Annotated in this window: 22 protein-coding genes; 17 read left to right on the forward strand and 5 right to left on the reverse strand. The window is 69.9% G+C overall.

Annotation, left to right across the window (positions count from 1 at the left end; all coding sequences use genetic code 11):
* Positions 1–37: 37 nt before the first annotated feature.
* Entirely contained in the window at positions 38–1,390 is a 1,353-nt protein-coding gene (locus tag NRB56_RS00180) for an amidase (RefSeq protein ID WP_153338931.1), read from the reverse strand.
* A gap of 313 nt (positions 1,391–1,703) precedes the next feature.
* Between NRB56_RS00180 and NRB56_RS00185 the strand changes: the two genes are divergently transcribed.
* A complete protein-coding gene (locus NRB56_RS00185) occupies positions 1,704–4,064 on the forward strand; it encodes a serine/threonine-protein kinase (RefSeq protein WP_153338932.1) in 2,361 nt (786 codons plus the stop codon).
* A 10-nt stretch (positions 4,065–4,074) separates the two neighbouring features.
* On the opposite strand, the gene NRB56_RS00190 is transcribed toward NRB56_RS00185, so the two are convergent.
* Positions 4,075–6,462: a phosphoketolase family protein gene (locus tag NRB56_RS00190; RefSeq protein ID WP_319942488.1), complete on the reverse strand. Its 2,388-nt coding sequence runs from the start codon at positions 6,460–6,462 to the stop codon at positions 4,075–4,077.
* A gap of 497 nt (positions 6,463–6,959) precedes the next feature.
* Between NRB56_RS00190 and NRB56_RS00195 the strand changes: the two genes are divergently transcribed.
* Positions 6,960–7,631: a nucleoside/nucleotide kinase family protein gene (locus NRB56_RS00195; RefSeq protein WP_153338934.1), complete on the forward strand. Its 672-nt coding sequence runs from the start codon at positions 6,960–6,962 to the stop codon at positions 7,629–7,631.
* A gap of 115 nt (positions 7,632–7,746) precedes the next feature.
* Here the strand turns inward: NRB56_RS00195 and NRB56_RS00200 are convergent, their stop codons facing one another.
* Both NRB56_RS00200 and NRB56_RS00205 read right to left on the reverse strand, forming a co-directional pair.
* Positions 7,747–8,628 carry a PfkB family carbohydrate kinase gene (locus tag NRB56_RS00200; protein WP_319942350.1) on the reverse strand — a complete coding sequence of 294 codons (882 nt, stop codon included), beginning with the start codon at positions 8,626–8,628 and terminating at the stop codon, positions 7,747–7,749.
* Positions 8,629–8,634: 6 nt separating this feature from the next.
* Positions 8,635–8,886, reverse strand: a complete 252-nt coding sequence (locus tag NRB56_RS00205) for a DUF2277 domain-containing protein (protein WP_019931655.1) — start codon at positions 8,884–8,886, stop codon at positions 8,635–8,637.
* 139 nt (positions 8,887–9,025) lie between these two features.
* Between NRB56_RS00205 and NRB56_RS00210 the strand changes: the two genes are divergently transcribed.
* Positions 9,026–9,874: a DUF1266 domain-containing protein gene (locus NRB56_RS00210; RefSeq protein ID WP_153338483.1), complete on the forward strand. Its 849-nt coding sequence runs from the start codon at positions 9,026–9,028 to the stop codon at positions 9,872–9,874.
* Between the two features lie 15 nt (positions 9,875–9,889).
* Here NRB56_RS00210 and NRB56_RS00215 read toward each other — a convergent pair whose 3' ends face one another.
* The gene (locus NRB56_RS00215; protein ID WP_153338484.1) at positions 9,890–10,822 is read right to left on the reverse strand and encodes a hypothetical protein; all 933 of its coding nucleotides are present in this window, start codon (positions 10,820–10,822) and stop codon (positions 9,890–9,892) included.
* Positions 10,823–11,171: 349 nt separating this feature from the next.
* On the opposite strand from NRB56_RS00215, the gene ftsH reads away from it, so the two are divergent.
* The 14 genes from ftsH (at position 11,172) to lysS (ending at position 24,404) form a co-directional block, all read left to right on the forward strand.
* Positions 11,172–13,562: an ATP-dependent zinc metalloprotease FtsH gene (gene ftsH / locus NRB56_RS00220; RefSeq protein WP_153338485.1), complete on the forward strand. Its 2,391-nt coding sequence runs from the start codon at positions 11,172–11,174 to the stop codon at positions 13,560–13,562.
* A 72-nt stretch (positions 13,563–13,634) separates the two neighbouring features.
* Positions 13,635–14,255, forward strand: a complete 621-nt coding sequence (gene folE, locus NRB56_RS00225) for a GTP cyclohydrolase I FolE (RefSeq protein ID WP_319942351.1) — start codon at positions 13,635–13,637, stop codon at positions 14,253–14,255.
* Positions 14,256–14,316: 61 nt separating this feature from the next.
* Positions 14,317–15,273 (forward strand): dihydropteroate synthase, encoded by a 957-nt coding sequence (gene folP / locus NRB56_RS00230; protein ID WP_153338487.1) that lies wholly within the window; start codon positions 14,317–14,319, stop codon positions 15,271–15,273.
* A complete protein-coding gene (folB, locus tag NRB56_RS00235; RefSeq protein WP_319942352.1) occupies positions 15,270–15,653 on the forward strand; it encodes a dihydroneopterin aldolase in 384 nt (127 codons plus the stop codon). Before folP ends, folB begins: the two co-directional genes overlap by 4 nt.
* Positions 15,650–16,192, forward strand: a complete 543-nt coding sequence (gene folK / locus NRB56_RS00240) for a 2-amino-4-hydroxy-6-hydroxymethyldihydropteridine diphosphokinase (protein ID WP_319942353.1) — start codon at positions 15,650–15,652, stop codon at positions 16,190–16,192. Before folB ends, folK begins: the two co-directional genes overlap by 4 nt.
* Before the next feature lie 5 nt (positions 16,193–16,197).
* Positions 16,198–16,668: a DUF3180 domain-containing protein gene (locus NRB56_RS00245; protein ID WP_153338488.1), complete on the forward strand. Its 471-nt coding sequence runs from the start codon at positions 16,198–16,200 to the stop codon at positions 16,666–16,668.
* Positions 16,669–16,738: 70 nt separating this feature from the next.
* Positions 16,739–18,220, forward strand: coding sequence for a DUF6779 domain-containing protein (locus NRB56_RS00250; RefSeq protein WP_153338489.1), 1,482 nt, complete (start codon positions 16,739–16,741; stop codon positions 18,218–18,220).
* A 175-nt stretch (positions 18,221–18,395) separates the two neighbouring features.
* Positions 18,396–19,307 carry a Rossmann-like and DUF2520 domain-containing protein gene (locus NRB56_RS00255; protein ID WP_319942354.1) on the forward strand — a complete coding sequence of 304 codons (912 nt, stop codon included), beginning with the start codon at positions 18,396–18,398 and terminating at the stop codon, positions 19,305–19,307.
* The gene (gene panC, locus NRB56_RS00260) at positions 19,304–20,227 is read left to right on the forward strand and encodes a pantoate--beta-alanine ligase (protein WP_153338491.1); all 924 of its coding nucleotides are present in this window, start codon (positions 19,304–19,306) and stop codon (positions 20,225–20,227) included. The genes NRB56_RS00255 and panC overlap by 4 nt, the downstream gene beginning before the upstream one ends.
* A gap of 32 nt (positions 20,228–20,259) precedes the next feature.
* Positions 20,260–20,679 carry an aspartate 1-decarboxylase gene (gene panD / locus NRB56_RS00265; protein ID WP_153338492.1) on the forward strand — a complete coding sequence of 140 codons (420 nt, stop codon included), beginning with the start codon at positions 20,260–20,262 and terminating at the stop codon, positions 20,677–20,679.
* 22 nt (positions 20,680–20,701) lie between these two features.
* The gene (locus tag NRB56_RS00270) at positions 20,702–21,496 is read left to right on the forward strand and encodes a type III pantothenate kinase (protein WP_153338493.1); all 795 of its coding nucleotides are present in this window, start codon (positions 20,702–20,704) and stop codon (positions 21,494–21,496) included.
* Between the two features lie 177 nt (positions 21,497–21,673).
* Positions 21,674–22,318 (forward strand): cupin domain-containing protein, encoded by a 645-nt coding sequence (locus tag NRB56_RS00275; protein WP_227837031.1) that lies wholly within the window; start codon positions 21,674–21,676, stop codon positions 22,316–22,318.
* On the forward strand, positions 22,315–22,746 hold the full coding sequence (locus NRB56_RS00280; protein ID WP_194290680.1) for a rhodanese-like domain-containing protein: 432 nt from the start codon (positions 22,315–22,317) through the stop codon (positions 22,744–22,746). Before NRB56_RS00275 ends, NRB56_RS00280 begins: the two co-directional genes overlap by 4 nt.
* A gap of 191 nt (positions 22,747–22,937) precedes the next feature.
* Entirely contained in the window at positions 22,938–24,404 is a 1,467-nt protein-coding gene (gene lysS, locus NRB56_RS00285) for a lysine--tRNA ligase (RefSeq protein WP_153338940.1), read from the forward strand.
* Positions 24,405–24,459 lie beyond the last annotated feature (55 nt).

Consider the following 24,459-nt stretch of genomic DNA (forward strand, 5'->3'; position numbering starts at 1 on the left):
GCCGGAGGACCGACGGCCGGGTCCGGCCGCGGCCCGTTCAGCGGATGGGCGCCACCCGCTGCCAGGGACGAGCGGCCTCGAGTTGCGCGGCCAGCCGGAGCAGGGTCGCCTCGCTGCCGGGCGGCCCGGCCAGCTGAGCGGCCAGCGGCGTGCCGGTGCGTGGATGGGTGCCTATCGGAATGCTCAAGGCGGGCCAGCCGACCAGATTCCACAGCGGAGTGAAGGGCGCGAAGCGCACGTTCGCGGCCATGTTGGCGACCCAGCCGCGGGTGTGCCAGGCCCGCGCGAGCGGCGCGGGCCTGGCCAGGGTCGGGGTGATCACGACATCGTGGTTCTCGAAATAGTCCAGCAGCCGGGTCTCGATCAGATCGACCTGCCGCGGCCGGATCAGGCCGGCGCGCAGCACCGCGCGGCCCAGGGCTGCGTGTACGCGGCTGCGTCTCTGTAGTCGGTCGGGATGCGGTAGCTCGCCGGCATCCCGCGCGGCGCCGGCCAGCCAGCGCAACATCACCGCGTTGGTTCCGCCCGCATTCGGCAGCGGGGCGTCGGCGACGCTGTGCCCGGCCGCCGCGGCGGCCGACGCGGCCGTGCGGGCCGCGTCGGCCCAGTAGCGATCCACCCGCGCGAGCGGCGTCGGCGAACCCGCCGCCAGCGCGATCCGCAGCGGCGGCGGGGGCTGCGGATCGGCGAGCGCCGGGCGGCCCGCCAGCACCGAGAGCACCAGCGCCGCATCCGCGACCGTCGTGGCGAGGACGCCGTTCTCCACCATCCCGCCCCAGGAATCGGCGCCGACCTCGGCGGGCACCACATCGCGGCCGGGCTTGATCCCCACCACCCCGCAGCAGGCCGCCGGGATGCGCACCGAGCCGAGCCCGTCGTTGCCGTGCGCCACCGGGACCAGGCCCGCTCCCACCGCGGCACCGGACCCGCCGGACGAGCCGCCCGCGCTGTACCGGATGTTCCAGGGCGAGCGGGTGATTCGATCGGGCGTGTCGGTGACGCCCCACAGGCCCAGTTCGGGAAGCTCGGTCAGGCCGACGACCACCGCGCCCGCGGCCCGCAGCCGGGCCACCACCGGATGGTCGGCGGTCGCCGGGTCGTCGCCGCCGGCCCGGGAACCGCCGTGGGTCACCTCGCCCGCGACCGCGATATTGTTCTTGATCGCGATCGGGACGCCGGCCAGCGGCAACGCGTCCAGATCGGGCCGCTCCGCCAGGGCTCGGGCCTCCGCCGGCGCGCGCTCGGCGCGGATCACGGCGAAGGCGCCGAGCGCCGGATCTTCGGTGCGGATGCGGTCGAGAGCTTCGGCGACCACCAACTCGGGCCGGAGCGTACCGTCGCGGACCGCCGCCGCGATCTCGGTCGCCGTGGCCGGAATGGGCGCGCTCATCGGTACCTCCTGGGCAGCGGCCGCCCGAGCGGGATGCTCGGGTGTCCCGGCCACAGTGTTCACGGGTGTCCCGGCCGCAGTGTTCACCTGCGTCGGCGCTGCGGTGTTCACGTGCGGCGGCGGCGTGGTGTTCACGTGCGTCGGCGGCGTGGTGTTCACGTGCGGCGGCGGCGCGGTGTTCACGTGCGTCGGTGCCGTGATGTTCGCGTGCGTGCTCTCGTGCATCGTCGCAACCCCTTCGCGTCGTGGTCGAAATGGGGCATTTCACTGCTGGGGCGAAAATAACATTCCCTTACCGCCGGAGCAGGGGATGATGGCTGGTGTGGCGGGTCCGGTCGAGTTCAAAGCGGTTGCTGCGTTTGCCGCTGCCTGGGAGTCGGACGACAGTCCGCCGGAGATTTCCGATTATCTGCCGGACGCGCAGACATTGCGTTTGCGCGCGCTGCTCGATCTCATCCGGATCGACCTGCGCAACCGGTGGTTGCGCTCGGTGGCCGCGCTGCCCGCGCCGGCCCGCAAACGACTGCGCGAATACTGTGCGGAATTCCCGGAATTGGCGCCGCAGGAGATCCCGGCCGGATTGGTCTACGAGGAGTTCGTGATCCTCCGGCACAGCGGTGAACGCGTCGATCCACGCGACTGGCTGCGCGAATATCCCACCCAGGCGGCACAGTTGCGCGAACTGCTCAACGCCGACGGCGCCGATCAGAGCACCCAGCAGCCGGGTACCGGCACGGCGACGGCCACCCGGGCCGGCGGCTGGTCCGGCGACGCCACCCGCACCACGACCGATCTCGGCTCGCCGCCGGTGGACGACCTCGGACATCTCGACATCGGCCGCAGCATCGACGATTTCGATCTGCTGACCGTGCTCGGCAGCGGCGCCTTCGCCCGCGTCTTCCTGGCCCGCCAGCGCACCATGCAGCGCCTGGTCGCGGTGAAGATCTCCGCCGATCGCGGTTCCGAGCCGCAGACGCTGGCGCAGCTGGACCACGACTACATCGTGCGGGTCTTCGACCAGCGGCTGATCGACCGGCCGGTCGACGTCGGTGGCAGGGAACGCCGATTGCGCCTGCTCTACATGCAGTTCCTGCCCGGCGGCACGCTGTTGAGCGTGCTGCGCTGGGTCCGCGCCACCCCGCCGGAGCAGCGCAGCGGGCAACTGCTGCTGGACGCGGTCGACGCGGCCATGGAGGAGAAGGGTGAGATCCGCCCCACCGACTCCAGCGTGCGCGCCGAGATCGCCGCGCTGTCCTGGCCGGACACGGTGGCCTGGCTGGGCTGCCGGCTCGCGGAGGCGCTGGCGTACGCCGACGCGCACGGGGTGCTGCACCGCGACGTGAAACCGGCCAACGTGCTGCTCACCGCGGAGGCGGTGCCGAAACTGGCCGACTTCAACATCAGCTTCAGCAAACATCTCGCCGATTCGAATCCGGTGGCGTACTTCGGCGGTTCGCTGTCGTACATGTCGCCGGAGCAGCTCGAGGCGTGCCATCCCGGCCTCGACCGCACCGCCGAGGACCTCGACACCCGCGCCGATCTGTACTCGCTCGGGGTGGTGCTGTGGGAACTGCTCACCGGCGCGAAGCCGTTCGCCGACGACACCACCGCCGGCGAGGACCAGGGCGACGCCACGGTCCTGGCCGCGTTGCTGGATCGCCGCCGTGGCGGCGTGGACGCCGAAGCGCTGCAACAGCTTCCGGCCGACTGCCCGGCCGCGCTGCGCCGGGTATTGCTGACCTGTCTCGAACCGGACCGCGACCGCCGCTGGGCCGGCGGCTCCGAACTGGCCGCCCAGTTGCAGCTGTGCCTGGACCGGCGGGCCCGCGAGCTGGTCGACCCGCTGCCCGACAGCACGCGAATGCGGTTGCGGGCCTGGATGATTCCGTTGATCGTGCTGGCCATCGGGGTACCGAACATGGTGGCGTCGCTGTTCAACATCCAGCACAATCGGTCACTGATCGTGGACCGGCTCAGTCAGCCGGCGCACCACGCGTTCGAGATCGTCACCTTCATCGTCAACGTGGTGTTCTTCCCGCTGGGGTTCGCCTTGCTGGTCTATCTGTCGCGGCATCTGCTGGTCGTTCCGCGCGGGCTGCGCCGCGGCCGGACCTTCGACCAGCACACGCTGGACCGGGCCCGGTGGCAGGCCCTGCTGCTCGGCGACCGGGTGGTGCTCGTCGTGTTCGCGCTGTGGGCGCTGGCGGCGGTCACCTTCCCGGTCGCCCTGCAGGTGAGCACCGGGGAGGTGACCGGGCCGATGGTGGCCCACTTCCTGGCCTCGCTGCTGGTGTGCGGCGCGATGGCGGTGACCTACCCGTTCTTCCCGGTCGTGTTCTATCTGGTGCGCTGCATCTATCCGATGTTCCTGCGGGAGGGCGAACTCGACCCCGCCGACGCCGCACAATTGCGTGGCCTCGGCCGCCGCTGCACCGCCTACCTCGCGGTCGCCGCCTCGGTGCCGCTGCTGGCCGTGGCGGGCGTGACATTGCTTCCGCCGGAGGACATTCCGCACGTGATCGTCTCGGTGCGGGTGTTGTGCATCGGCGCCATCGCCGCGTTCGTCGGCGCCTATCTGATGTTCCGCGCGCTGGAGACCGATCTGCGTGCGCTGGAACGGGTGGTGGACCCCGCTGCCGCGCAACAACATTCGACTTCGTCGCAGCGCCGCTGAGCTGTCGCGCTCAGTGCCAGCGCCACTGCGTGACCTCCGGGATGTCCTCGCCGTGGCGGCGGGTCCAGTCCCGGGCGGCCAGCCGGGCGTCGGTCATGTCCTGCCGCAGTCCGGCCGCCGTCTCGCGCAGCTCCGGCACCAGGTCCACCACATCCCGCACCAGATGGTAGCGGTCCATGTTGTTGAGCATGACCATGTCGAAAGGTGTTGTCGTGGTGCCGTTCTCCTGATAGCCGCGCACGTGCATGCCGGCGTGGTTCGTGCGGCGGTAGGTGAGCCGATGGATCAGCCACGGATAGCCGTGGAAGGCGAACAGGATCGGCCGGTCCCGGGTGAACAGCGTGTCGAATTCGGAATCGGGCAGTCCGTGCGGATGCTGGTCGCGCGGTTGCAGCCGCATCAGATCGACCACGTTCACCACGCGAATGCGCAACTGCGGCAGGCGTTCCCGCAGGATCGACGTGGCCGCGAGCGTTTCCAGCGTCGGTACGTCGCCGGCGCAGGCCAGCACGATGTCCGGTGTGCTGCCCGGATCGTCGTTGTGGCCGGCCCACTGCCAGATCCCGATGCCGCGCGCGCAGTGCGTCGCGGCCTCGTCCGCCGACAGCCAATCCGGTTGTGGCTGTTTGCCCGCCACCACCACATTGACGTAGTGCCGTGAGCGCAGGCAGTGGTCGTACACCGACAGCAGGGTGTTGGCGTCCGGCGGCAGGTACACCCGGACGATCTCGGGTTTCTTGTTCAGCACCACGTCGAGGAAGCCCGGATCCTGATGGGTGAAGCCGTTGTGGTCCTGCCGCCAGACATGTGACGAGAGCAGATAGTTCAGGCTGGCCAGCGGTCGCCGCCACGGCACCCGGCTGCTCGCGTCCAGCCATTTCGCATGCTGGTTGAACATCGCGTCGACGATGTGGATGAACGCCTCGTAACAGGTGAACACGCCGTGCCGGCCGGTCAGCAGATAACCCTCCAGCAGGCCCTGGCACATGTGCTCGGACAGCACCTCGATCACGCGGCCGGCGCGGTCCAGATGCTCGTCGTACTCGCCGATCTGCGCCTGCCAGTCGCGGCCGGTGACCGTCAGGATGTCCTGCAGCCGGTTGCTGGCCAGCTCGTCGGGGGCGAAGGTGAGGAAGTTGTCCGGATTGGCGGCGGTCACGTCGCGCAGGAAGCCACCGAGCACCCGCGTCGCCTCGTGCGTCGTCGCGCCCGGCGCCGGCACCTCGACCGCGTAATCGGGCCAATCCGGCAACCGCAGATCGCGCAGCACCGTGCCGCCGTTGGCGACCGGGTTGGCGCTCATCCGGCGATCGCCCGGCGGGACCAGCCGCAGCAACTGCGGGAGCGGATGCCCGATCGGGTCGAACAACTCCTGCGGGCGATAGGACTGCAACCACTGTTCCAGCACCGTGCGGTGCCCCGCGTCGGCGCGCGCGGCGGACAGCGGCACCTGATGCGCGCGGAAAGTCCCCTCGACCGCCTCGCCGTCCACGATCGGCGGGCAGGTCCAGCCCTTCGGCGTGCGCAGCACGATCATCGGCCAGGCCGGCCGCTGGTCGTCGTGGCGCAGCCGTGCGGCGTGCTGGATCTCCGCAATCCGGTCCAGGGCGGTGTCCAGCGCCGTCGCCATGGCCTGGTGCACCGCGGTCGGATCGCTGCCGCCGACCACGACCGGGTCGTAACCGTTGCCGCGCAACAACGCCAGCAACTCGGATTCGGGAATGCGGGCCAGCACGGTCGGATTCGCGATCTTGTATTGGTTGAGCGCGAGAATCGGCAGCACCGCGCCGTCACGGGCCGGGCTGAGGAATTTGTTGCCGTGCCAGCTCGCCGCCAGCGGTCCGGTCTCGGCCTCACCGTCGCCGATCACGCAGAACACCGTGAGATCCGGATTGTCCAGGGCGGCGCCGTAGGCGTGCAGCAGCGAATACCCCAGCTCACCGCCCTCGTGGAACGAGCCGGGGGTCTCCGGCGCGCAGTGACTGGGCACGCCGCCGGGGAAGGAGAACTGGTGGAACAACTCCCGCATACCCCGCGCGTCCTGGGAGATGGCGCTGTACAACTCCGAATACGTGCCCTCCAGCCAGGCGCACGCATTCGGTCCTGGCCCGCCGTGCCCGGGCCCGGCGACGAACACCGCGCGCAGATCGCGTTCCAGGATCGCCCGGTTGGCATGTGCCCACACCAGATTCAGCCCCGGTACGGTGCCGAAATGCCCGAGCAGCCGCGGCTTGATGTGTTCCGCGGCCAGCGGTTCGGTCAGCAGCGGGTTGGCCATCAGGTAGATCTGCCCGACCGACAGGTAGTTGGCGGCCCGCCACCAGGCATCGAGCGTCTCGAGCTCCTCGCGGTCCAGTGGACCGGGCAGGTCCGAGAGCTCGTAGCCCGGCGGCGCCACGGTCTCACCGCGGCCGGAGGTGACGTTGTCCGCCGAGGTGTCGCTGGTGGTGGTCACGACATGCACCTTTCGCTCATTGGGCTGGCCGGGCCGATATCGAGCGTTGCGCGGAGCGACGAATCACATCGGCTCGGACGTTATTGGCCGAACCACGTGCTGTCGATAGCTCGGCTCTAACGGTTGTGCGGCAGATGAGCCGGGGACCCCGGTCGGCGGCGGCAATGCCGCTCTACCCGGCTGCCTCCCGCTCATGCGGGGTACTCATCGAATACGGACGGAGGTGTGCGCGGTGTCGTGCGGCCACGATTCCGTGGCTCAGGTGCCGCGTACGCAGGTCCTGCCGCGGTGTGCGGCTCTGGTCCGACCTGCTTGTCGGCGTGATTCGATGGGTATGGACCGGAGTGGCGGCACTGCCTCGGCGAGGTCCGTGTGCCGCTCGGAATGCTCGCTCGCAGGCGGCTCCCGACGATTGTGAGGATACCGTGTCGTACGTCTGGATGTCCTTGTCGCAGTTGGCTGCTCGGGTACGGTCGGCGGTGGGAGATCGCCCCGGCCGGCTCGTACTGGGTGTCGCCGGTCCGCCAGGGGCGGGCAAGTCCACGTTCGCGGCGATGCTGCGGGACGAGATCGACCGGCAGGGCGGCGCACCGGTGGCGGGGGTGGCGCCGATGGACGGATTCCATTTCACCAATGCCGAACTGGCCGCACGTGGGCTCGCCGAACGCAAGGGCGCACCGGACACCTTCGACGTGGCCGGGTACGTGAACCGCTTGCGCGCCGCGCGGGACACCCCGACGGGCCGGGCATTGCGCTGGCCCGCCTACGACCGGGATCTGCACGAACCGGTACCGGACCGGATCGTTCTGGACGACCTGCGGATCGTGCTCACCGAGGGCAACTACCTGCTCCACGATCGCGCGGGCTGGGCGGATGTCCGGCCCTGCCTGGACGAGGTCTGGTACCTGGACGCCCCGGCGGAGCTGCGCACCGAGCGGCTGCTGGACCGGCATCGCCGCGGCGGCCGTGACGCGGAATCGGCCCGGGACAAGGTGACACGCACCGATCTCCCGAATGCCGAACTGGTCGCGCTGACCCGCGATCGTGCGGACTTGATACTGCATGCCGACGCCGCGAGATACCGGATCGTGGCTGCCGGCCGGCGCGGCTGAAAGAGCGCCGCGCATATGCCGACGGTGTGAGCTGTGCCCACGCCGCTCGCGTATGGCTGAGAAATCGGCTGCCGGCGCCGGCCACCACCGGCAATGCGGCCGCGAACCGCGGCGATCAGCGCGGCTGGGGTATCCGGTGCCGCATCCACTCCCGGGTGCCGAGATAGCGGCACGATGCCGAGGCGACCGTGGCGGCACTGCGCAATGCCTCCGGAAACTGTTGTCCCGCAACGAAATAGTGGCAGAAGGCGCCGTGCAGGATATCGCCGGCGCCGAGAGTGTCCATCGCGTCGACCTGGGGCATCACGAGTCGGCCCGCGCCGTCCGGGGCGCGGAACGGCATCGGTGCGGCGCCCCGGCTGATGGCCGCGTATCGCACACCCCGCCGACGCAGATGATCGAAGACCGCGTCCGGGTCGCCGCCGGTGCCGGGCGGTGCGAAGGCGGCCGAGCAGATCGCGACGGTGGTGAGTGGCAGCAGATCCGGATGCACCGGGCGCCAGCGTCCCGCATCGAGCACGACCGGTATCCCGGCCCGATGCGCGGCGGCGGCGAATCCCACCGCGAGTTCCGGATGGTGACCGTCGACGAGCAGTATCCGCGCCCGGTCCAGGGCGCCGAGCCGCGTGGGATCGAAGCGGGCGGAGATCTCCGCGCCGTCCATGGAGACGATCGTCCGGGTCGCCGCCCCGGTCGCGACCACGATCGAGGACACCGGCGGCGAGTGCGTCCCGGAGGGAGTCACATCGTGCGGGGTCACCCCGCACGATGTGAGGTCGTCACGGATCAGTCGCGCGAGTGGATGGGCGCCGAGCGCGGTGACCAGCGCCGGTGTCCGGCCGGACAGGTGCGCGTAGGTCACGGCGGCATTCGCCGCGGGCCCGCCCGCGCCGAGGAATTGGCCGGTGGCCTGGGTCTTGCTGTCCTCCGCGGGGTAGCTCGGGACGGCATAGGCGATGTCCAGCGTCGCCAGACCGGCGAACACCGCTGTCGCCACGGCGGATCAGTCCGCGGCGGCCAGCCGTCGCAGCGGCGGCTCGGTCGACGGGGGTACCCGGCGCTCCGGCAGTTCCGCCAGCAACGTGGTGGTCGCGGCCGCGATCGCCGCCACCGCCTTGTCGAAGGCGGGCTTGGTGGTGGACGACAGCCCGGACAGGCCACCGACCTTTCGTACGTACTGCTGAGCCGCGGCGTAGATCTCCTGCTCGGTGGCAGGGGGCTCGAGCCCGCGCAGGACGGTGATACTTCTGCACATGGCGCCGAGAGTAGCGCTCTGCGGCCACCTGCGTCAGCCGAGAACGAGCAGGTTCGAAATTATCGTGTTGTCAAACCGCCGACGCGATGCGGAGACCGAAAACCGTGCTCGAACAAGATCGATGAGACACAATCGGAGGATGGCTGCTGCCCGCGACGTGCCGACCCTGACCACGTTTCCGTACGAGGAGCTGGATCGGCGGGAGGACGACCACTGGTCCGGCGCGCAGGTATCCGACGACGAGCTGCGGGCGCTGTCCCTGGGCGCCTTCTACTCGGCGCGCTGGGACGCCTTCCACGACGCGCTGCTGCTCGGGCCCGAACGCCAGCACCCGCTCGGTGACCGGCGGGAGCTGGCCATCGACACGCTGACCGGCGCCTGGGGCATCACCGACGGCGCCCAGGCGATGGCATCGATGGAACAGTTGCTGGAGGGGATGCACGCGCCGCTCTACGAACTGGTGCATCCACTGGTGACGGCCTCGGTGAACTCGCCGGAACGGGACCGGTTCGGCGAACGCGCCGACCGGCACCGCGCCTTCCTGCGGCAGGTGGGCTCGTTCCGGGGGATGGACAATCCGGAGGCGCTGGTCCGCGACTACGACATCTGGTCGCAGGCGATCAAACTCGGGCTCACCGATCATCTGACCCAGCCGCTGCCCGCCGACATCGCCGCCTGGGATCTGGCCCGGGTGGTCGCCGTCGCCCGGATGGCCTTCACCGCCGGCTACCTGGACGCGGACGTGGCCTGGGAGTACGTCATGCGCGCCCTGCCGCCGGCCCAGAGCCGGTACCGCAACTGGCGGCAGTTCGGCGATTCCTATCTGACCGGCTGGACGTACTGGCAGGCGTGTGAGGATCTGGCCGAGCTGAAATCCGGCGGTCTCGACCGGCGGCTCGAGCTGTTGCGACTGTGGCAGCGGCCGACCAGCCCGTGGCGGCGGATCGGGCTGCGCAGCGGGGTGCACGCCACCGGCCGGGCCGAATAACCGGTAGCGCGCCGGTCAGTCCGGCAAGGAGCGCAGGATCCCGCGGCCGTACCGCTGGAACTGCGCGTCGTCGACCATGCCGAGGGAGTGCCGTTCCACCAGCAGATCCCATTCGGAGTACAACTGCGCCACCCCCGGATCGGGCACGGCGACCGCTCCTTCGGCGGAGGACCGCTGGATGGCGAAGTTGAGCGCGCCGACGACCCGGTCGGTGTCGGCCCGATCGGTCCCGGTGAAGTGCAGGGTCAGATTGCCGTCGAAGACGTCGATGCCGTAGTCGCCGCCGCTGCCCGGCGCCGAATCGTCGGTGGGCTGGGCGGAGATCAGGGCCGCGACCGGCATCTCGTAGGCGTGCCGGGCATCCACCCCGATCGGCACGAACAGCATGCGCTCGGTGGTGGCGGCCAGCACCCCGCGCCCGGCCGGGGGCGGGACGGTGTCGGAATCGGTGACCACCACGGCGGTCTCGAGGGCGAACTCGTCGGCGGCGACCAGCCGATGCAGCGCGGTGACGGCGGCCCGGGTGTCGCGCTGCGGGGCCATCCGCTTCACCGCCCGGTCGACGTCCGCGCGCAGCGGCCCGTTGCGGCCCCATTCCGGCGCGGGCGGCGTCAGGTCCGGCATGGACATGTCGATGCGCTGGGTCTCCAGGATCTGGGAGTTGAGTCGCTCCACGATGACCATCGCCGCCGGCACGTCGTGCTCGGCGATGAGGACCGGAAGTGGCGTCCGGTCGGCCGGGATGCCGGTCAGCACCGGTGTCGGGTATCGCAGGTAGATCTCGATGACGACGGCGTCGTCGGCGCGACGGTTCAGCCGGACCTTCAGCAGCTCGGACACCGGTACGTCGAGCACTCGCTCGCCGTCGGTGCCGGGCCGCAGCACGGTCAGCCGCCCGTCGCCGTGTCGCAGAATCGCTGTGGGTGTCCGTAGCTCGACTATGTCCATACCCCCTGCGCTCTTGTTGTGTTGTCGCTCACAATAGAACCCGCATGCCATGATTGAAGGGCACTCGGGTGGACAGAGGCAGCGTCTGTCCGGGTCGGACCCGGTGCGGGTCGGGAACCAGAAACAATCCCCGCCCGTTCACCTCTTGAACTGCATCAGCTGCCGAACTGCGCGATGTATCGAGTAGACCGTACGCGGTAACGTGGCTTGTCCGCATCCTTTTCCGTCGCAGTCGGCGGGAATCGAGCGAACGAGTACCGAACCGCTGCACGTTCACCCCGATCGCACGCATAGTAGGCACGCACCCCCGGAAGTCACCGGAAAGGACTGGCCCGCCGGCCGACGCTCTATGAACCGCAAGACAGTGTTTCGCAACCTGGCCATAGTCGCGGGCATTCTGCTCGTGATCTATCTGGTCAGCTATTTCAGCAACGACACGCGCGGCTGGAAGAACGTCGATACATCGGTGGCGCTCAGCCAGCTGCAGGACAAGCCCAACGTCAAGCAGGTCCAGATCGATGACAAGGAACAGCAGCTGCGCATCACCCTGAACAAGGGCACCGATGCGACCGGCGGCTCGTCCCAGATCATCGCCAAGTACCCGGGCGGCAGCGAGGTCGCCGCCACGGTGCTCAAGAACGTGCAGGACTCCGGGGCGCCCTACAACACCACCGTCAAGCAGGACAGCTGGTTCACCCAGGTGCTGCTGTTCGTGCTGCCGATGGTGATCCTGCTCGGCCTGTTCGTCTTCGTGATGGCGCGCATGCAGGGCGGTGGCCGCGGCGGCATGATGGGCTTCGGCAAGTCCCGGGCCAAACAGCTGACCAAGGACATGCCCAAGACCACGTTCGGGGACGTGGCCGGCGCCGACGAGGCGGTCGAGGAGCTCTACGAGATCAAGGACTTCCTGCAGAATCCGGCCCGCTACCAGGCGCTGGGCGCGAAGATCCCGAAGGGCGTGCTGCTGTACGGCCCCCCCGGTACCGGTAAGACGCTGCTCGCGCGCGCCGTGGCCGGCGAGGCGGGTGTGCCGTTCTTCACCATCTCCGGTTCGGACTTCGTCGAGATGTTCGTCGGTGTCGGCGCCTCCCGAGTGCGCGACCTGTTCGATCAGGCCAAGCAGAACAGCCCCTGCATCATCTTCGTCGACGAGATCGACGCGGTCGGCCGCCAGCGCGGCGCGGGCCTCGGCGGCGGTCACGACGAGCGCGAGCAGACGCTGAACCAGTTGCTGGTCGAGATGGACGGCTTCGGCGACCGCACCGGTGTGATCATCATCGCTGCCACCAACCGCCCCGACATCCTGGACCCGGCGCTGCTGCGCCCGGGCCGCTTCGACCGGCAGATCCCGGTCAGCAATCCGGACCTGGCCGGTCGCCGCGCCATCCTGCGGGTGCATTCGCAGGGCAAGCCGATCGCGACCGACGCCGATCTGGACGGGCTGGCCAAGCGCACGGTCGGCATGTCCGGCGCCGATCTGGCCAACGTCATCAACGAGGCGGCGCTGCTGACCGCCCGCGAGCACGGCAACGTGATCACGGGCGCCTCCCTGGAGGAGTCGGTCGACCGGGTTATCGGCGGCCCGCGCCGCAAGAGCCGCATCATCAGCGAGCACGAGAAGAAGATCACCGCGTATCACGAGGGCGGTCACACCCTGGCCGCGTGGGCGATGCCCGATATCGAGCCGGTCTACAAGGTCACGATCCTGGCCCGCGGCCGCACCGGCGGCCACGCCATGACCGTCCCCGAGGACGACAAGGGCTTGATGACCCGCTCGGAGATGATCGCCCGGCTGGTCATGGCGATGGGCGGCCGCGCCGCCGAGGAGCTGGTTTTCCACGAGCCGACCACCGGCGCCTCCTCCGATATCGACCAGGCCACCAAGATCGCTCGCGCGATGGTCACCGAATACGGCATGAGCGCGCGACTGGGCGCGGTCCGCTACGGCCAGGAGCAGGGCGACCCGTTCCTGGGCCGGTCGATGGGCACGGGTTCGGACTATTCGCACGAGGTCGCCCGCGAGATCGACGAGGAGGTGCGCAACCTCATCGAGGCCGCGCACACCGAGGCGTGGGCGATCCTCAACGAGTACCGCGACGAGCTGGACTCGCTGGCCACCGCGCTGCTCGAACGGGAGACGCTGCACCGCAAGGAACTCGAGGGTGTGCTGTCCACGGTCGAGAAGCGGGCGCGGATCACCGCGTTCAACGATTTCGGCGAGCGCACCCCGTCGGACCGCCCGCCGGTGAAGACGCCCCGGGAACTCGCCGCCGAGCGCGGCGAGCCGTGGCCGCCGGAGGGCCAGACCCCCGTTCCCGCCACCGCACCGGTCCCGGTCGGGCACGGCGACGGCGGCCGGCAGCCGGCCTTCGGCTATCCGGTGCCCGCACCGCAGACCCAGCAGCCGTATCCGGCGCCCGGCGCCACGCAGACGTATCCGCGTCCGGGCGGCACCCACGGCTCGCGGCCGGACTACGGCGCCCCGGCCGGTTGGTCGGCGCCGGGCTGGCCGCCCGCCGAGGAGGCCGAGGGCGGGCAGTCGGGTAACGCCGGTGGTCCGCCGCCGGGGTACGGCGGTCAGGGATATCCGGGTGGTCAGCCCTCCGCGGGCTGGGCGCCGGCCGGTGGCGCCCGCTACGGTCGCGGCTGGAGCCGCCCGGATCAGGACCAGTCCGGCCGGCCCGCGCCGAACGGAGATGGTGAGTCGAACGACTGGGACGGTCCGAACGGCCGCCACTGAGCGGCTGCGGTTACGCTCGAAGGTCGGGGTGCCGAGAGATTGCCGGTACCCGGGATTTTTGGAGGTTCTCGAGTGTCGGTCAACAACCGTGTCGTTTCCGGGCCGATAGCGCTCGACAGCGGCCGCCCCTTCGATCAGGATCGAGCCGAGGCGGCGGTCCGGGAATTACTGATCGCCGTCGGCGAGGATCCGGATCGTCCGGGGCTGGTCGATACCCCCGCTCGGGTGGCACGGGCCTATCGCGAGGTGTTCGCCGGCCTGTACACCGAGCCGGACGCGGTGCTCAACACGACGTTCGACGAGGGACATCAGGAACTGGTGCTGGTCCGCGACATACCGATGTACTCGACCTGTGAACATCACCTGGTGTCGTTCCACGGGGTCGCGCACGTCGGGTACATCCCGGGCACGCACGGCCGGGTGACGGGTCTGTCGAAACTCGCCCGGCTGGTCGATCTCTACGCGAAGCGGCCGCAGGTGCAGGAGCGGCTCACCAGCCAGATCGCGGACGCGCTGATGCGCAAGCTGGACCCGCGTGGCGCGATCGTGGTGGTCGAGGCCGAACACCTCTGCATGGCGATGCGCGGCATCCGCAAGCCGGGCGCCAGCACCACCACCTCCGCGGTGCGCGGACTGCTGCAGACCAATGCGGCCTCGCGTGCCGAGGCGCTCGATCTCATTCTCCGCAAATAGGCGTCGCGACAGCCGGATACCGGCCGCGACAGGCAGAAACGGATAGGCAAAGATACTGCCCATGATCCCGCTGATCACGCCTCGCGCCGGACGGTCCTGTGTGGTCATGGGAGTCGTGAACGTGACCAGCGACTCCTTCTCCGACGGCGGCCGATACCTCGATCCGGTGCTGGCCGTCGAGCACGGTATCCGGCTGTACCGGGCGGGCGCCGACATCATCGACGTCGGCGGCGAGTCCACCCGGCCCGGTGCGGTGCGGGTGGATCCGGCGGCCGAGGCCGCCCGGGTGACCCCGGTGATCCGGGAACTGCATGCGGCCGGCGTGCCCACCAGCGTGGACACCATGCGGGCGAGCGTGGCCGCGGCCGCGATCGAGGCGGGTGTCTCGGTGGTCAACGATGTCTCCGGTGGCCGGGCCGACGCGGATATGGTCCGGGTCGTCGCCGACGCCCGGATCCCGTGGATCCTCATGCATTGGCGGGCGGCGGCCGACTACCGGCATCTCGGCCCGGCCGACCACTACGACGATGTGGTCGCCGAGGTGATCGAGGAACTGTCCGCGCAGGTGGACCTGGCGCTGGCGGCCGGGGTGCATCCGAGCGCGCTGGTCCTGGACCCGGGCCTGGGTTTCGCGAAGAACGCCGAGCACAACTGGACCCTGCTGCACGCCCTGCCGAGCCTGATCGAACAGGGGTTACCCGTGCTGGTCGGCGCGTCCCGGAAGCGTTTCCTGGGGTCGCTGCTGGCCGAGCCGGACGCCGCGGCGACCCCGCGCCCGGCCGACGGCCGCGAGGTGGCGACGGCGACCGTCTCGGCGCTCGCCGCGTGGCACGGCGCGTGGGGCGTCCGGGTGCACGACGTGCGCTCGACGCTGGACGCCCTCGCGGTCACGGATGCGTGGCGGCGCGGCGGCACCGAGCCGGCGGGCGAGTGGACGGGCGACCGCGCCCCGGCGGGTACGGGCGGCAGGGGTACGAGCGCGATCGACGCGGATCGACGGCGACAGGGAGTCAGGTGAATACCGATCGGATCGAACTGCGCGGCCTGCGCGCGTTCGGCTATCACGGCGTGTTCGATTACGAGCGCCGGGACGGCCAGGAATTCGTCGTCGATATCACCGTCTCGACGGATTTCGCGGCCGCCGCGGCCACCGACGATCTCGCCGCCACCATCGACTACGGCATGCTGGCCGAATTGGCGGTGCGTATCGTGCAGGGCCCGCCGCGCGACCTCATCGAGACCGTGGTGTCGGAGATCGCCGACGCCGTCCTGGCCGCGGACGCGCGCATCGCGGCCGCGGAGGTGACCGTGCACAAACCCTCGGCGCCGATTCCGCACACCTTCGCCGACGTCCGCGTGATCACCACCCGCGGCCGCGCCACCGAGGCGGGCTCGTGAGCCGCGCGGTGTTGTCGATCGGGTCGAATCTCGGCGATCGGCAGGCGCACCTGCGCGGTGTCGTCGACGCGTTCGCGCCGTGGCTGGTAGCGGTCTCGCCGGTCTACACCACCGCCCCCTGGGGCGGCGTGGAACAGGACGACTATCTGAATGCCGTTCTGGTCGTGGACGATCCGGATGCCGGGCCGTGGGAGTGGTTGCGCCGGGGCCAGGAGCTGGAGCAGTCCGCGCACCGGGTCCGCGAGGTGCGCTGGGGCGCCCGGACCCTGGACGTCGACGTGATCACCTGTGCCACCGCGGATCTCGCGGGCGGTCCGGCGACGCCGGTCCACAGCGCCGATCCGGCGCTGATCCTGCCGCATCCGCAGGCCTGGCACCGCGCGTTCGTCCTGGTTCCGTGGCTGGCGGCGGAGCCGGACGCCGTGCTCGAGGTGGACGGCCGGCCCCGGCCGGTGCGGGAGTTGCTGGCCGCACTCGACCCCGCCGAACGGGACGGGGTGCGGCGTACCGAACTGACGCTGGGGGCGGTCTCGCGGTGAACGTCATGAAACCGACGCGGGCGCTGGACCTGACGGCGAACGTGCTGATCGCCGCGGTCGTCGCGTGGATCGCCACCCGATGGGCGTACTCGACGTTCCCGCCGATCAGCGTGATCGCGGGCGCCTCGCTGTATCCGGTCGCCGCCCTGGAAGCGGTGCTGGGCTTCGTGATCCGCGCGCGGGTCGGCGACGAGCGCATCGGCGACGGTCCCCGGCAGCTGCATCCGATCACCGTGGCCCGGGCGGTGGCACTGGCGAAGGCGTCCGCGCAGGTCGGGTCGCTGGCGGGCGGGGTGTGGCTGGGTTTCCTGGTGTGGGTGTATCCGCAGCGGTCCAGTCTGCACGCGGCGTCGTCCGACACCCCCGGCGCGATCGTCGGACTGATCGCGGGCGCGGCGCTGGTGGCGGCCGCGTTGTGGCTGGAGTATTGCTGTCGCGCGCCCAGCGAGCCACCGGACGAATCCGCTACCGCATAGTTATCGATGCCTTCCTAGTCAACCGATCAGAAACGAGCCGGATTCAGCTGAGCAGGCTACCCTTGCGGGCATGGCTCCACCCTCCCGTAGCAGTGCTTCCCGGCAGTCCCGGGGAGACACGGGGAAACTCGTTCTCGGACTTTTGATTCTGCTCGGTCTGATTGCCAGTGTGTTCCTGATCTTCAGCAACAACCTGCAGTTGGTACGGATCGGATTGGTGGCCGCACTGTGGGCGGCCGTGATCGGCGCGATCGCCGCGACGAGGTATCGCCGCGAGTCGGCCGACGACCGGGCCAAGGCACGTGACCTGCAGAAGGTCTATCAGTTGCAGCTGGAACGCGAGATCAGCGCGCGGCGTGAATTCGAGCACGACGTCGAATCCCGGGTCCGTGAGGAGGTCGGCGCCGAGTCGGAGGAACTCGCCGCCCTGCGCGCCGAACTCGTGGTCCTGCGGGAGAACCTGCAGCGGCTGTTCGACGGTGTACAGCCGGCTCACCGGCCCGCCCTGCACGCGGACGCGTTCCGGATCCAGGAATTGACGAGCGCGTCGTCGGCGAACGATAACCACACGGAAACCGACTGGGATCCCTGGAATGCGCCGCCGATGTCGCCGATCTCGATGACGCCGATCTTCGAGCCCGATCACCCCGAGCCGCCCGCGTTCGCCAGCCCCTTCGACGATCCGGTGACCGCCGAGACGTCGATCGTGCCGCCGGAGCAGATCGCGCCCGAGGCGCCGGCCGACCCGCATCCCTCCGACATCTCCTTCGCGGCCTTCCTCGACTCGCACGCGTCGGAGACCTTCGCGAGCTTCGACGCCTATCGGTCCGCGACCTTCGATCCGTTCGACCCGCTCGAGGGGTTGGGCCCGTCCCGTCCGGTGGTCGAGCCGCTGCGGCGCCCGGAACCCCGCGAGGAGCGGGACTTCCGGAAGGAATCGCGCTGGGGCGACACCGCCGAGAACGGTGCGACCTGGGCCGGTGACCTGTCACGCGACGACACGGGCCCGGCGCGGAACACGGCTCGGCCCCACGATGATCCGACCGTGAATCCGGCACGGAACGCGGCCTGGGAACCGGGTGATGCGAATCCGCTCGGGGACACCGCGGGAAGTCCGGCCTGGTCCGGTGACAGCGCGCGGGACGGCCGCCGGCCGGAGAACATCGGCGAAGCCTGGGATGCCACGGTGACCGAGCCCGCCCGGCCGATCGAAGCGCCGCGCGGCGGGGCGATCTGGGATCGCGGCGCGACCCGGGAGCCGAGCGTGGCCCCGGACGCCGAACCGGCCCGTGACGAACCGGCCCCGGCCGCACCACCGATGCCCCGGGAACCGTCGGCCGAACCCGCGGCCACCGCCTGGCACGACCTCCGGGACGAGAGCTCGCCGACCCGTTCGCCGGCCCCCTCGAACCAGGCCGCTCCGGGCACACCGATCGGCACGCCCGGGGCCAGGCGCCGCCGCCGCGGCGCGGAGGACAGCACCCACCGCCTCTCGGTCGCCGAGATCATGGCCAACCTCCGGTCGGAGCAGGACGACGACACCAAACGGTGAGGCCTGGTTCAGGCCGCTGATCGTCGCGGAGAGGCCGGGCGTTCGTGAGGCGAACATCACGGTGCCCGTGCTGGCCGTGCGCGCGGCCGCACGCCTATCCTCGACTCGGTAAGTCCGGTACCTGCGCATTCGCGGGACTGGAACTGTGTCGCAGCATCATTCCGAGAGGACATCGGTGACCTCCAGTCACTTTGCGCCTGCACGATTGACGGTGGGAATCGTCTCGGCGGGACGCGTGGGTTCGGCGCTGGGCGCCGCGCTGGAGCGGGCCGGCCATGTGGTGTTCGGGGTGTCCGCGATATCCGACGCCTCGGTGCGCCGGGCGCGCACCCGGCTGCCCGAGTCGCGGATCCTGCCCGCCGAGGAGGTGGCCGCGCGCAGCGAGTTGCTGGTCCTGGCCGTGCCGGACGCCGAACTCGCCGGCCTGGTATCCGGGCTGGCCACCGCCGCCGTGGTCCGCCCCGGCACGATCGTGGCGCACACCTCCGGCGCCAACGGGATCACCGTCCTCGCCCCGCTGACCGAACTCGGCGCGTTGCCGCTGGCCGTCCATCCGGCCATGACGTTCACCGGTCACGACGAGGACCTCACTCGCCTCGGCAACGCCTGTTTCGGGATCACCGCCGCCGACGAGATCGGCTACGCGATCGCGCAGTCCCTGGTCATCGAGATGGGTGGGGAGCCGGTGCGGGTCTCCGAGGAACACCGCACGCTGTATCACGCCGCGCTCGCCCACGGCAGTAATCACCTGGTCACGCTGATCGTGGACGCGGTCGCCGCGCTGCGGTCCGCGCTCGTGGGACCGGGCCTGCTGGGGCAGCCGCTGGTCGACGGGCAACCCGGCGGCCTGCCCGAGCGGATGCTCGCGCCGCTGGCCTCGGCCGCGCTGGACAACGCGCTGCGCCGCGGCCCGTCGGCCCTGACCGGGCCGGTGGCGCGCGGTGACGTCGCCGCGGTGTCCGCGCACCTGGACGCCCTCACCACCCTCGATCCCCGGCTGGCCGCCGGCTACCGCGCGCTGTCGCTGCGCACGGCCGAGCTGGCCGGGTCCGATCCCGACCTCATCGACCTGCTGGAGGACCGTTGACGGCCGACCCTGTCACCCTGCGCGCGAGCTATCGCCCGGGCGAACTGACCGTGCTGCACGATCCGGCCCGGCTCGCCGCCGTGTCGAACGCGCTGCGCGCGGTGGGCCGCACGGTGGCGCTGGTGCCGACCATGGGCGCCCTGCACGACGGGCACCTGGAACTGGTCCGCCGCGCCAAGCGCACCAACCAGGTGGTGATCGTCTCGATCTTCGTGAACCCGCTGCAGTTCGGCGCGAACGAGGATCTCGGCAGGTATCCGCGCACCCTCGAGGCCGATGTGGATCTGCTGCGCGGCGAGGGCGTGGAGCTGGTTTTCGCGCCCAGCCCGGCCGGCATGTATCCGGACGGCCCGCGGACCACCATCGAGCCCGGTCCGCTCGGCGCCGAACTGGAGGGCGCGGTCCGGCCCGGCCATTTCGCCGGGGTGCTGACCGTCGTCGCGAAACTGCTCCAGATCGCCCGCCCGCACGAGGCGTTCTTCGGCGAGAAGGACTATCAGCAGCTGACGCTGATCCGGCAGCTGGTCCGCGACCTGAACTTCGACGTGAAGATCGTGCCGGTGGCCACGGTCCGCGAGCGCGACGGGCTGGCGATGTCCTCGCGCAACAGATTCCTGGATCCGGCGCAGCGGGAGCTGGCGGCGACGTTGTCGGCGGCGCTGGCCGCGGGCCGGCACGCCGCCGGGCTCGGACCGGAGGCGGTGGTCGCCGCCGCGCGGGCCGTGCTCGATCAGGCGCCCGGGATCGGCGTCGACTACCTGGAACTGCGCGCCGCCGATCTGGGCCCGGTCGGCGCGCCGGGCTGGAGCGGCAACGCCCGGTTGCTGGTCGCCGCGCGGGTCGGCGCCACCCGGCTCATCGACAATCTGTCCGTGACGGTCGGGGTGTCGGCCGACGGCCATCCCACGACCCCGGCCTGACCGGCCGTTCCGTATCGAGAGAGGCGACGACGTTGTTGCGCACCATGATGAAGTCCAAGATCCACCGCGCCACGGTCACCCACGCCGACCTGCACTACGTCGGCTCGGTGACGGTGGATCCGGATCTGATGGCGGCCGCCGATCTGCTCGAGGGCGAGCAGGTCTGCATCGTCGACATCGACAACGGCGCCCGGCTCGAGACCTACGTGATCGCCGGTGAGCCCGGCTCCGGCGTGATCGGAATCAACGGCGCCGCAGCACATCTCGTACATCCCGGCGATCTGGTCATCCTGATCGCGTACGGCATGATGGACGAGGCCGAGGTGCGCGAATACGCGCCGCGGGTGGTGTTCGTCGACGAGCGCAACCGCCCGGTGGATCTGGGCACCGACCCGGCGCACGCGCCGGACGGCTCCGGGCTGTCCTCGCCCCGCTCGCTGACCGTCGCCTGATCCGCGGGCGAGGCGCGACGCCATGCTGCTGACCATCGACGTCCGGACGACGAGCATCAACCTCGGCGTCTTCACCGGCAGCGGATCGCACGCGAAACTGGCCCGCACCTGGCGGGTGCACACCAACCCACTGCTCACCGCCGACGAGTTCGCGATGCAGGTGCGCGGGCTGCTCGGCGAGCGGCTGGACCAGGTGGTCGGGGTCGCCGCGTTGTCGACGGTGCCACCGGTCCTGCGCGAACTGCGCACGATGCTGGGCCGCTACTGGGCCGAGGTGCCGCACGTCCTGGTGGAACCCGGTGTGCGGACCGGGATTCCGTTGCTGGTCGACAATCCCAAGGAGGTCGGCGCCGACCGGATCGTCAACTGCCTGGCGGCGTACCAGCGGTTCCACTCGGCGGCGATCGTGGTCGATTTCGGCGTCGCGACCTGTGTGGACGTGGTGTCGTCGAAGGGCGAATTCCTCGGCGGCAGCATCGCGGCCGGCGTGGAGATGGCGACCGAGGCGCTGGTGTCGAACACCGCGTTGCGCCGCGCGGAACTGGCCCGGCCGCGGTCGGTGGTGGGCAAGAACAGCATGGAGTGCCTGCAGTCCGGCGCGATCTTCGGCTTCGCCGGGCTGGTCGACGGGCTGATCGATCGCATCCGGGACGAGCTGGACGCGGTGGTCGGCGACGACGTCGCGGTGGTGGCGACCGGCGCGGCCGCGCCGCTGATCGTGCCCGAATCGGAGACCATCGAACATCACGAACCGCATCTGACGCTGGACGGCCTGCGCCTGGTCTACGAGCGCAATCAGCAGCAGCGACGCCGTTGACCGGCTCCGGTGTCGGATTCGCCACAGGGGTATCGGCACGCCGCCGTGGATACTGCTAAGCTCGCATCCGTGTTCAAGCGCATGATCTCCCAGGAGTGTTGTCGAGGCTGATTCGCCTCGGCCGATGTCGGGGCTTCGTATCTGCCCCGGTCGTCCACTTCTCCTGGAGATTCGCTCATGCGTTCTTCTGTTTCTTCCGCTCGTTCCGTCACCGTGACCGCACCCCCGTTGGTGGCCGGTACCCCCTTGGTGCGTGCGCGCCCGCTGCCGTCGGATGTCGTCGATCGACCCGTGGCCTCGGCGCTGCCCACCCGGTTGCGGCCGGCCGATCTGCTGCGGCTCACCGACGAGGGCGCCGAGGATGTGCTGGCCGGCCGGTACGACCATCTGCTGCCCGCCGGTGGGGCCTGGCCCACGGCGAACCGGTGGGCCACGCGGCTGCAGTCCGACGACGAGGTCGACGTCTGGCTGATCAGCTGGGTGCCGGACAAATCCACCGAATTGCACGACCATGCCGGTTCGCTCGGAGCGCTCACCGTACTCGGTGGCGCATTGTCGGAATTCCGTTGGAATGGAAGGGAATTGCGACAGCGGACGTTGTCCGCCGGCGACCAGGCCTCGTTTCCGCTGGGGTGGGTGCACGACGTGGTGCGCGCCCCCGACCAGCTCGCGGGCCCGGGTGGGCCGCAGGACCCGACCCTGTCGGTACACGCCTACTCGCCGCCGCTGACCGCCATGTCCTATTACGAGATCACCGGCCACGGGTCGCTGCGGCGGACCCGGACAGTGCTCACCGATCAGCCCGAAGGCGATGTGAAATGACCCACCTGACCATCGATCGCATGCTGGAGAACGCCCGGGCACAACTGCGCCGGATCTACTCGTTCGAATTGCCGCAGGCGGTCGCCCGCGGCGCGCTGCTGGTCGATATTCGGCCGCAGGCACAGCGCGTCAAGGAAGGCACGCTGCCGGGCGCGCTGGTGATCGAGCGGAATGTCCTGGAATGGCGGCTGGATCCGACCAGTTCGGCCCGGTTGTCGCTGGCCACCGACCACGAGGTGGAATGGATCGTGGTCTGCTCCGAGGGCTATACCTCGAGCCTGGCCGCGGCGGCCCTGCAACAACTGGGCCTGCATCGTTCCACCGATCTCGTCGGCGGCTATCAGGCATTGAAGGCGGCCGGCCTGTTGTCGGTCGCGGCGCGGTCGCCGCATTTCGCGCGCGAGGTCAACACGCTGGCTTCGCTGTAAATTCGTACCCGAAGCGATACGGAGTCGTTACCGGTTCGGCCGCGCTCGCCCGCGCATAAATGGGTTTCGGGCGCAGGATAGGCTGGTTCTCCGTGAGCAACGCGAACCCCCCTTCGTCCGGTCGAGACCGGGACGGCGTACCTGCCGGGCAATCCCGTCCTGCCGCAGCGGAAGTCGAGCTGCCCGAGCAGATGCGGATTCGCCGGGAGAAGCGGGAGCGGTTGCTGGAGTCCGGCGGCGAGGCATATCCCGTGGTGGTGCCGCGCACGCACACGCTGGCGGAAATTCGGGCCGCCTATCCGGAGCTCGCGGCGGATACCCGGACCGGCCTGGAGGCCGGCGTCGCGGGCCGCATCATATTCATGCGCAATACCGGCAAGTTGTGTTTCGCGACTCTGCAGGAGGGCGACGGCACCCAGTTGCAGGCGATGATCAGCCTCGCCGGTGTCGGGCCCGATCGGCTGGCCGCCTGGAAGGCCGATGTCGACCTCGGTGACTTCGTATTCGTGCACGGTGAGGTGATCACCTCCCGCACCGGCGAATTGAGCGTCATGGCCGACTCGTGGTCGATGGCCGCGAAGGCGTTGCGCCCGTTGCCGGTGGCCTTCAAGGAGATGAACGAGGAGGCACGGGTCCGGCAACGCTATGTGGACCTGATCGTGCGGCCGGAGGCGCGGGAAATGGCGCGCACCCGGGTGGCGGTGGTGCGGGCATTGCGTAATGCGTTGGAGCGCAGAGGTTTCCTGGAAGTGGAGACCCCGATGCTGCAGACGCTGCACGGCGGCGCCGCGGCCCGGCCGTTCGTCACCCATTCCAATGCGCTCGACATCGATCTGTACCTGCGTATCGCGCCGGAGCTGTTCCTGAAGCGCTGTGTGGTCGGTGGTATCGAGAAGGTCTTCGAGATCAACCGGAACTTCCGCAACGAGGGCGCGGACTCCACACATTCGCCGGAGTTCGCCATGTTGGAAACATACGAGGCGTATGGCACCTACGACGATTCCGCGCGGATGATGCGTGAATTGATCCAGGAGGTTGCCCGCGAGGCGTACGGAACACTCGTGGTCACGCTGGCGGACGGGACCGAATACGACTTGGGCGGCGAGTGGACGACGGTGGAGATGTACCCGTCGCTGTCCGATGCGCTCGGTGTGCAGGTCACCCCCGAAACGACGGTGCCGGAATTGCTGTCGCTGGCCGATCGGGTGGGTCTGGAAATTCCCGAGGGCAAGGGCTACGGCCACGGCAAACTGGTCGAGGAACTGTGGGAGCACAGCTACGGTGACAAGCTCTACGCGCCGACTTTCGTGCGCGACTTCCCGGTGGAGACGTCACCGTTGACCCGGCAGCATCGCGACAAGCCGGGCGTCACCGAGAAGTGGGATCTGTACGTGCGCGGCTTCGAGTTGGCCACCGGCTATTCGGAACTGGTCGATCCCGTGATTCAGCGCGAGCGGTTCATGGATCAGGCGAGATTGGCCGCGGCGGGCGACGACGAGGCGATGCGCCTGGACGAGGACTTCCTCGCCGCGATGGAACAGGGCATGCCGCCGACGACCGGTACCGGTATGGGAATCGATCGCTTGCTGATGGCGTTGACCGGGCACGGAATCCGGGAAACGATACTGTTCCCAATTGTGCGTCCGGCGGCACGCTGACAGTCACTTGAATCGAAAGTCGAATCTTCGTGTTGGAAATCTCGGAATTCGAGGT

The organism is Nocardia aurantia (genome assembly GCF_009604425.1).
GTDB classification, from domain to species: domain Bacteria; phylum Actinomycetota; class Actinomycetes; order Mycobacteriales; family Mycobacteriaceae; genus Nocardia; species Nocardia aurantia.

What these genes read in the sequence shown, in the direction of transcription:
- NRB56_RS00215 (WP_153338484.1), bottom strand. Translation starts at nt 10,822, where the DNA reads ATGGACATAGTCGAGCTACGGACACCCACAGCGATTCTGCGACACGGC.
- NRB56_RS00245 (WP_153338488.1), top strand. Translation starts at nt 16,198, where the DNA reads ATGAAACCGACGCGGGCGCTGGACCTGACGGCGAACGTGCTGATCGCC.
- lysS (WP_153338940.1), top strand. Translation starts at nt 22,938, where the DNA reads ATGCGGATTCGCCGGGAGAAGCGGGAGCGGTTGCTGGAGTCCGGCGGC.
- NRB56_RS00195 (WP_153338934.1), top strand. Translation starts at nt 6,960, where the DNA reads ATGTCCTTGTCGCAGTTGGCTGCTCGGGTACGGTCGGCGGTGGGAGAT.
- NRB56_RS00280 (WP_194290680.1), top strand. Translation starts at nt 22,315, where the DNA reads ATGACCCACCTGACCATCGATCGCATGCTGGAGAACGCCCGGGCACAA.
- NRB56_RS00250 (WP_153338489.1), top strand. Translation starts at nt 16,739, where the DNA reads ATGGCTCCACCCTCCCGTAGCAGTGCTTCCCGGCAGTCCCGGGGAGAC.
- NRB56_RS00210 (WP_153338483.1), top strand. Translation starts at nt 9,026, where the DNA reads ATGGCTGCTGCCCGCGACGTGCCGACCCTGACCACGTTTCCGTACGAG.
- NRB56_RS00205 (WP_019931655.1), bottom strand. Translation starts at nt 8,886, where the DNA reads ATGTGCAGAAGTATCACCGTCCTGCGCGGGCTCGAGCCCCCTGCCACC.
- NRB56_RS00180 (WP_153338931.1), bottom strand. Translation starts at nt 1,390, where the DNA reads ATGAGCGCGCCCATTCCGGCCACGGCGACCGAGATCGCGGCGGCGGTC.
- NRB56_RS00270 (WP_153338493.1), top strand. Translation starts at nt 20,702, where the DNA reads ATGCTGCTGACCATCGACGTCCGGACGACGAGCATCAACCTCGGCGTC.
- NRB56_RS00275 (WP_227837031.1), top strand. Translation starts at nt 21,674, where the DNA reads ATGCGTTCTTCTGTTTCTTCCGCTCGTTCCGTCACCGTGACCGCACCC.
- ftsH (WP_153338485.1), top strand. Translation starts at nt 11,172, where the DNA reads ATGAACCGCAAGACAGTGTTTCGCAACCTGGCCATAGTCGCGGGCATT.
- NRB56_RS00185 (WP_153338932.1), top strand. Translation starts at nt 1,704, where the DNA reads ATGGCTGGTGTGGCGGGTCCGGTCGAGTTCAAAGCGGTTGCTGCGTTT.
- folP (WP_153338487.1), top strand. Translation starts at nt 14,317, where the DNA reads ATGATCCCGCTGATCACGCCTCGCGCCGGACGGTCCTGTGTGGTCATG.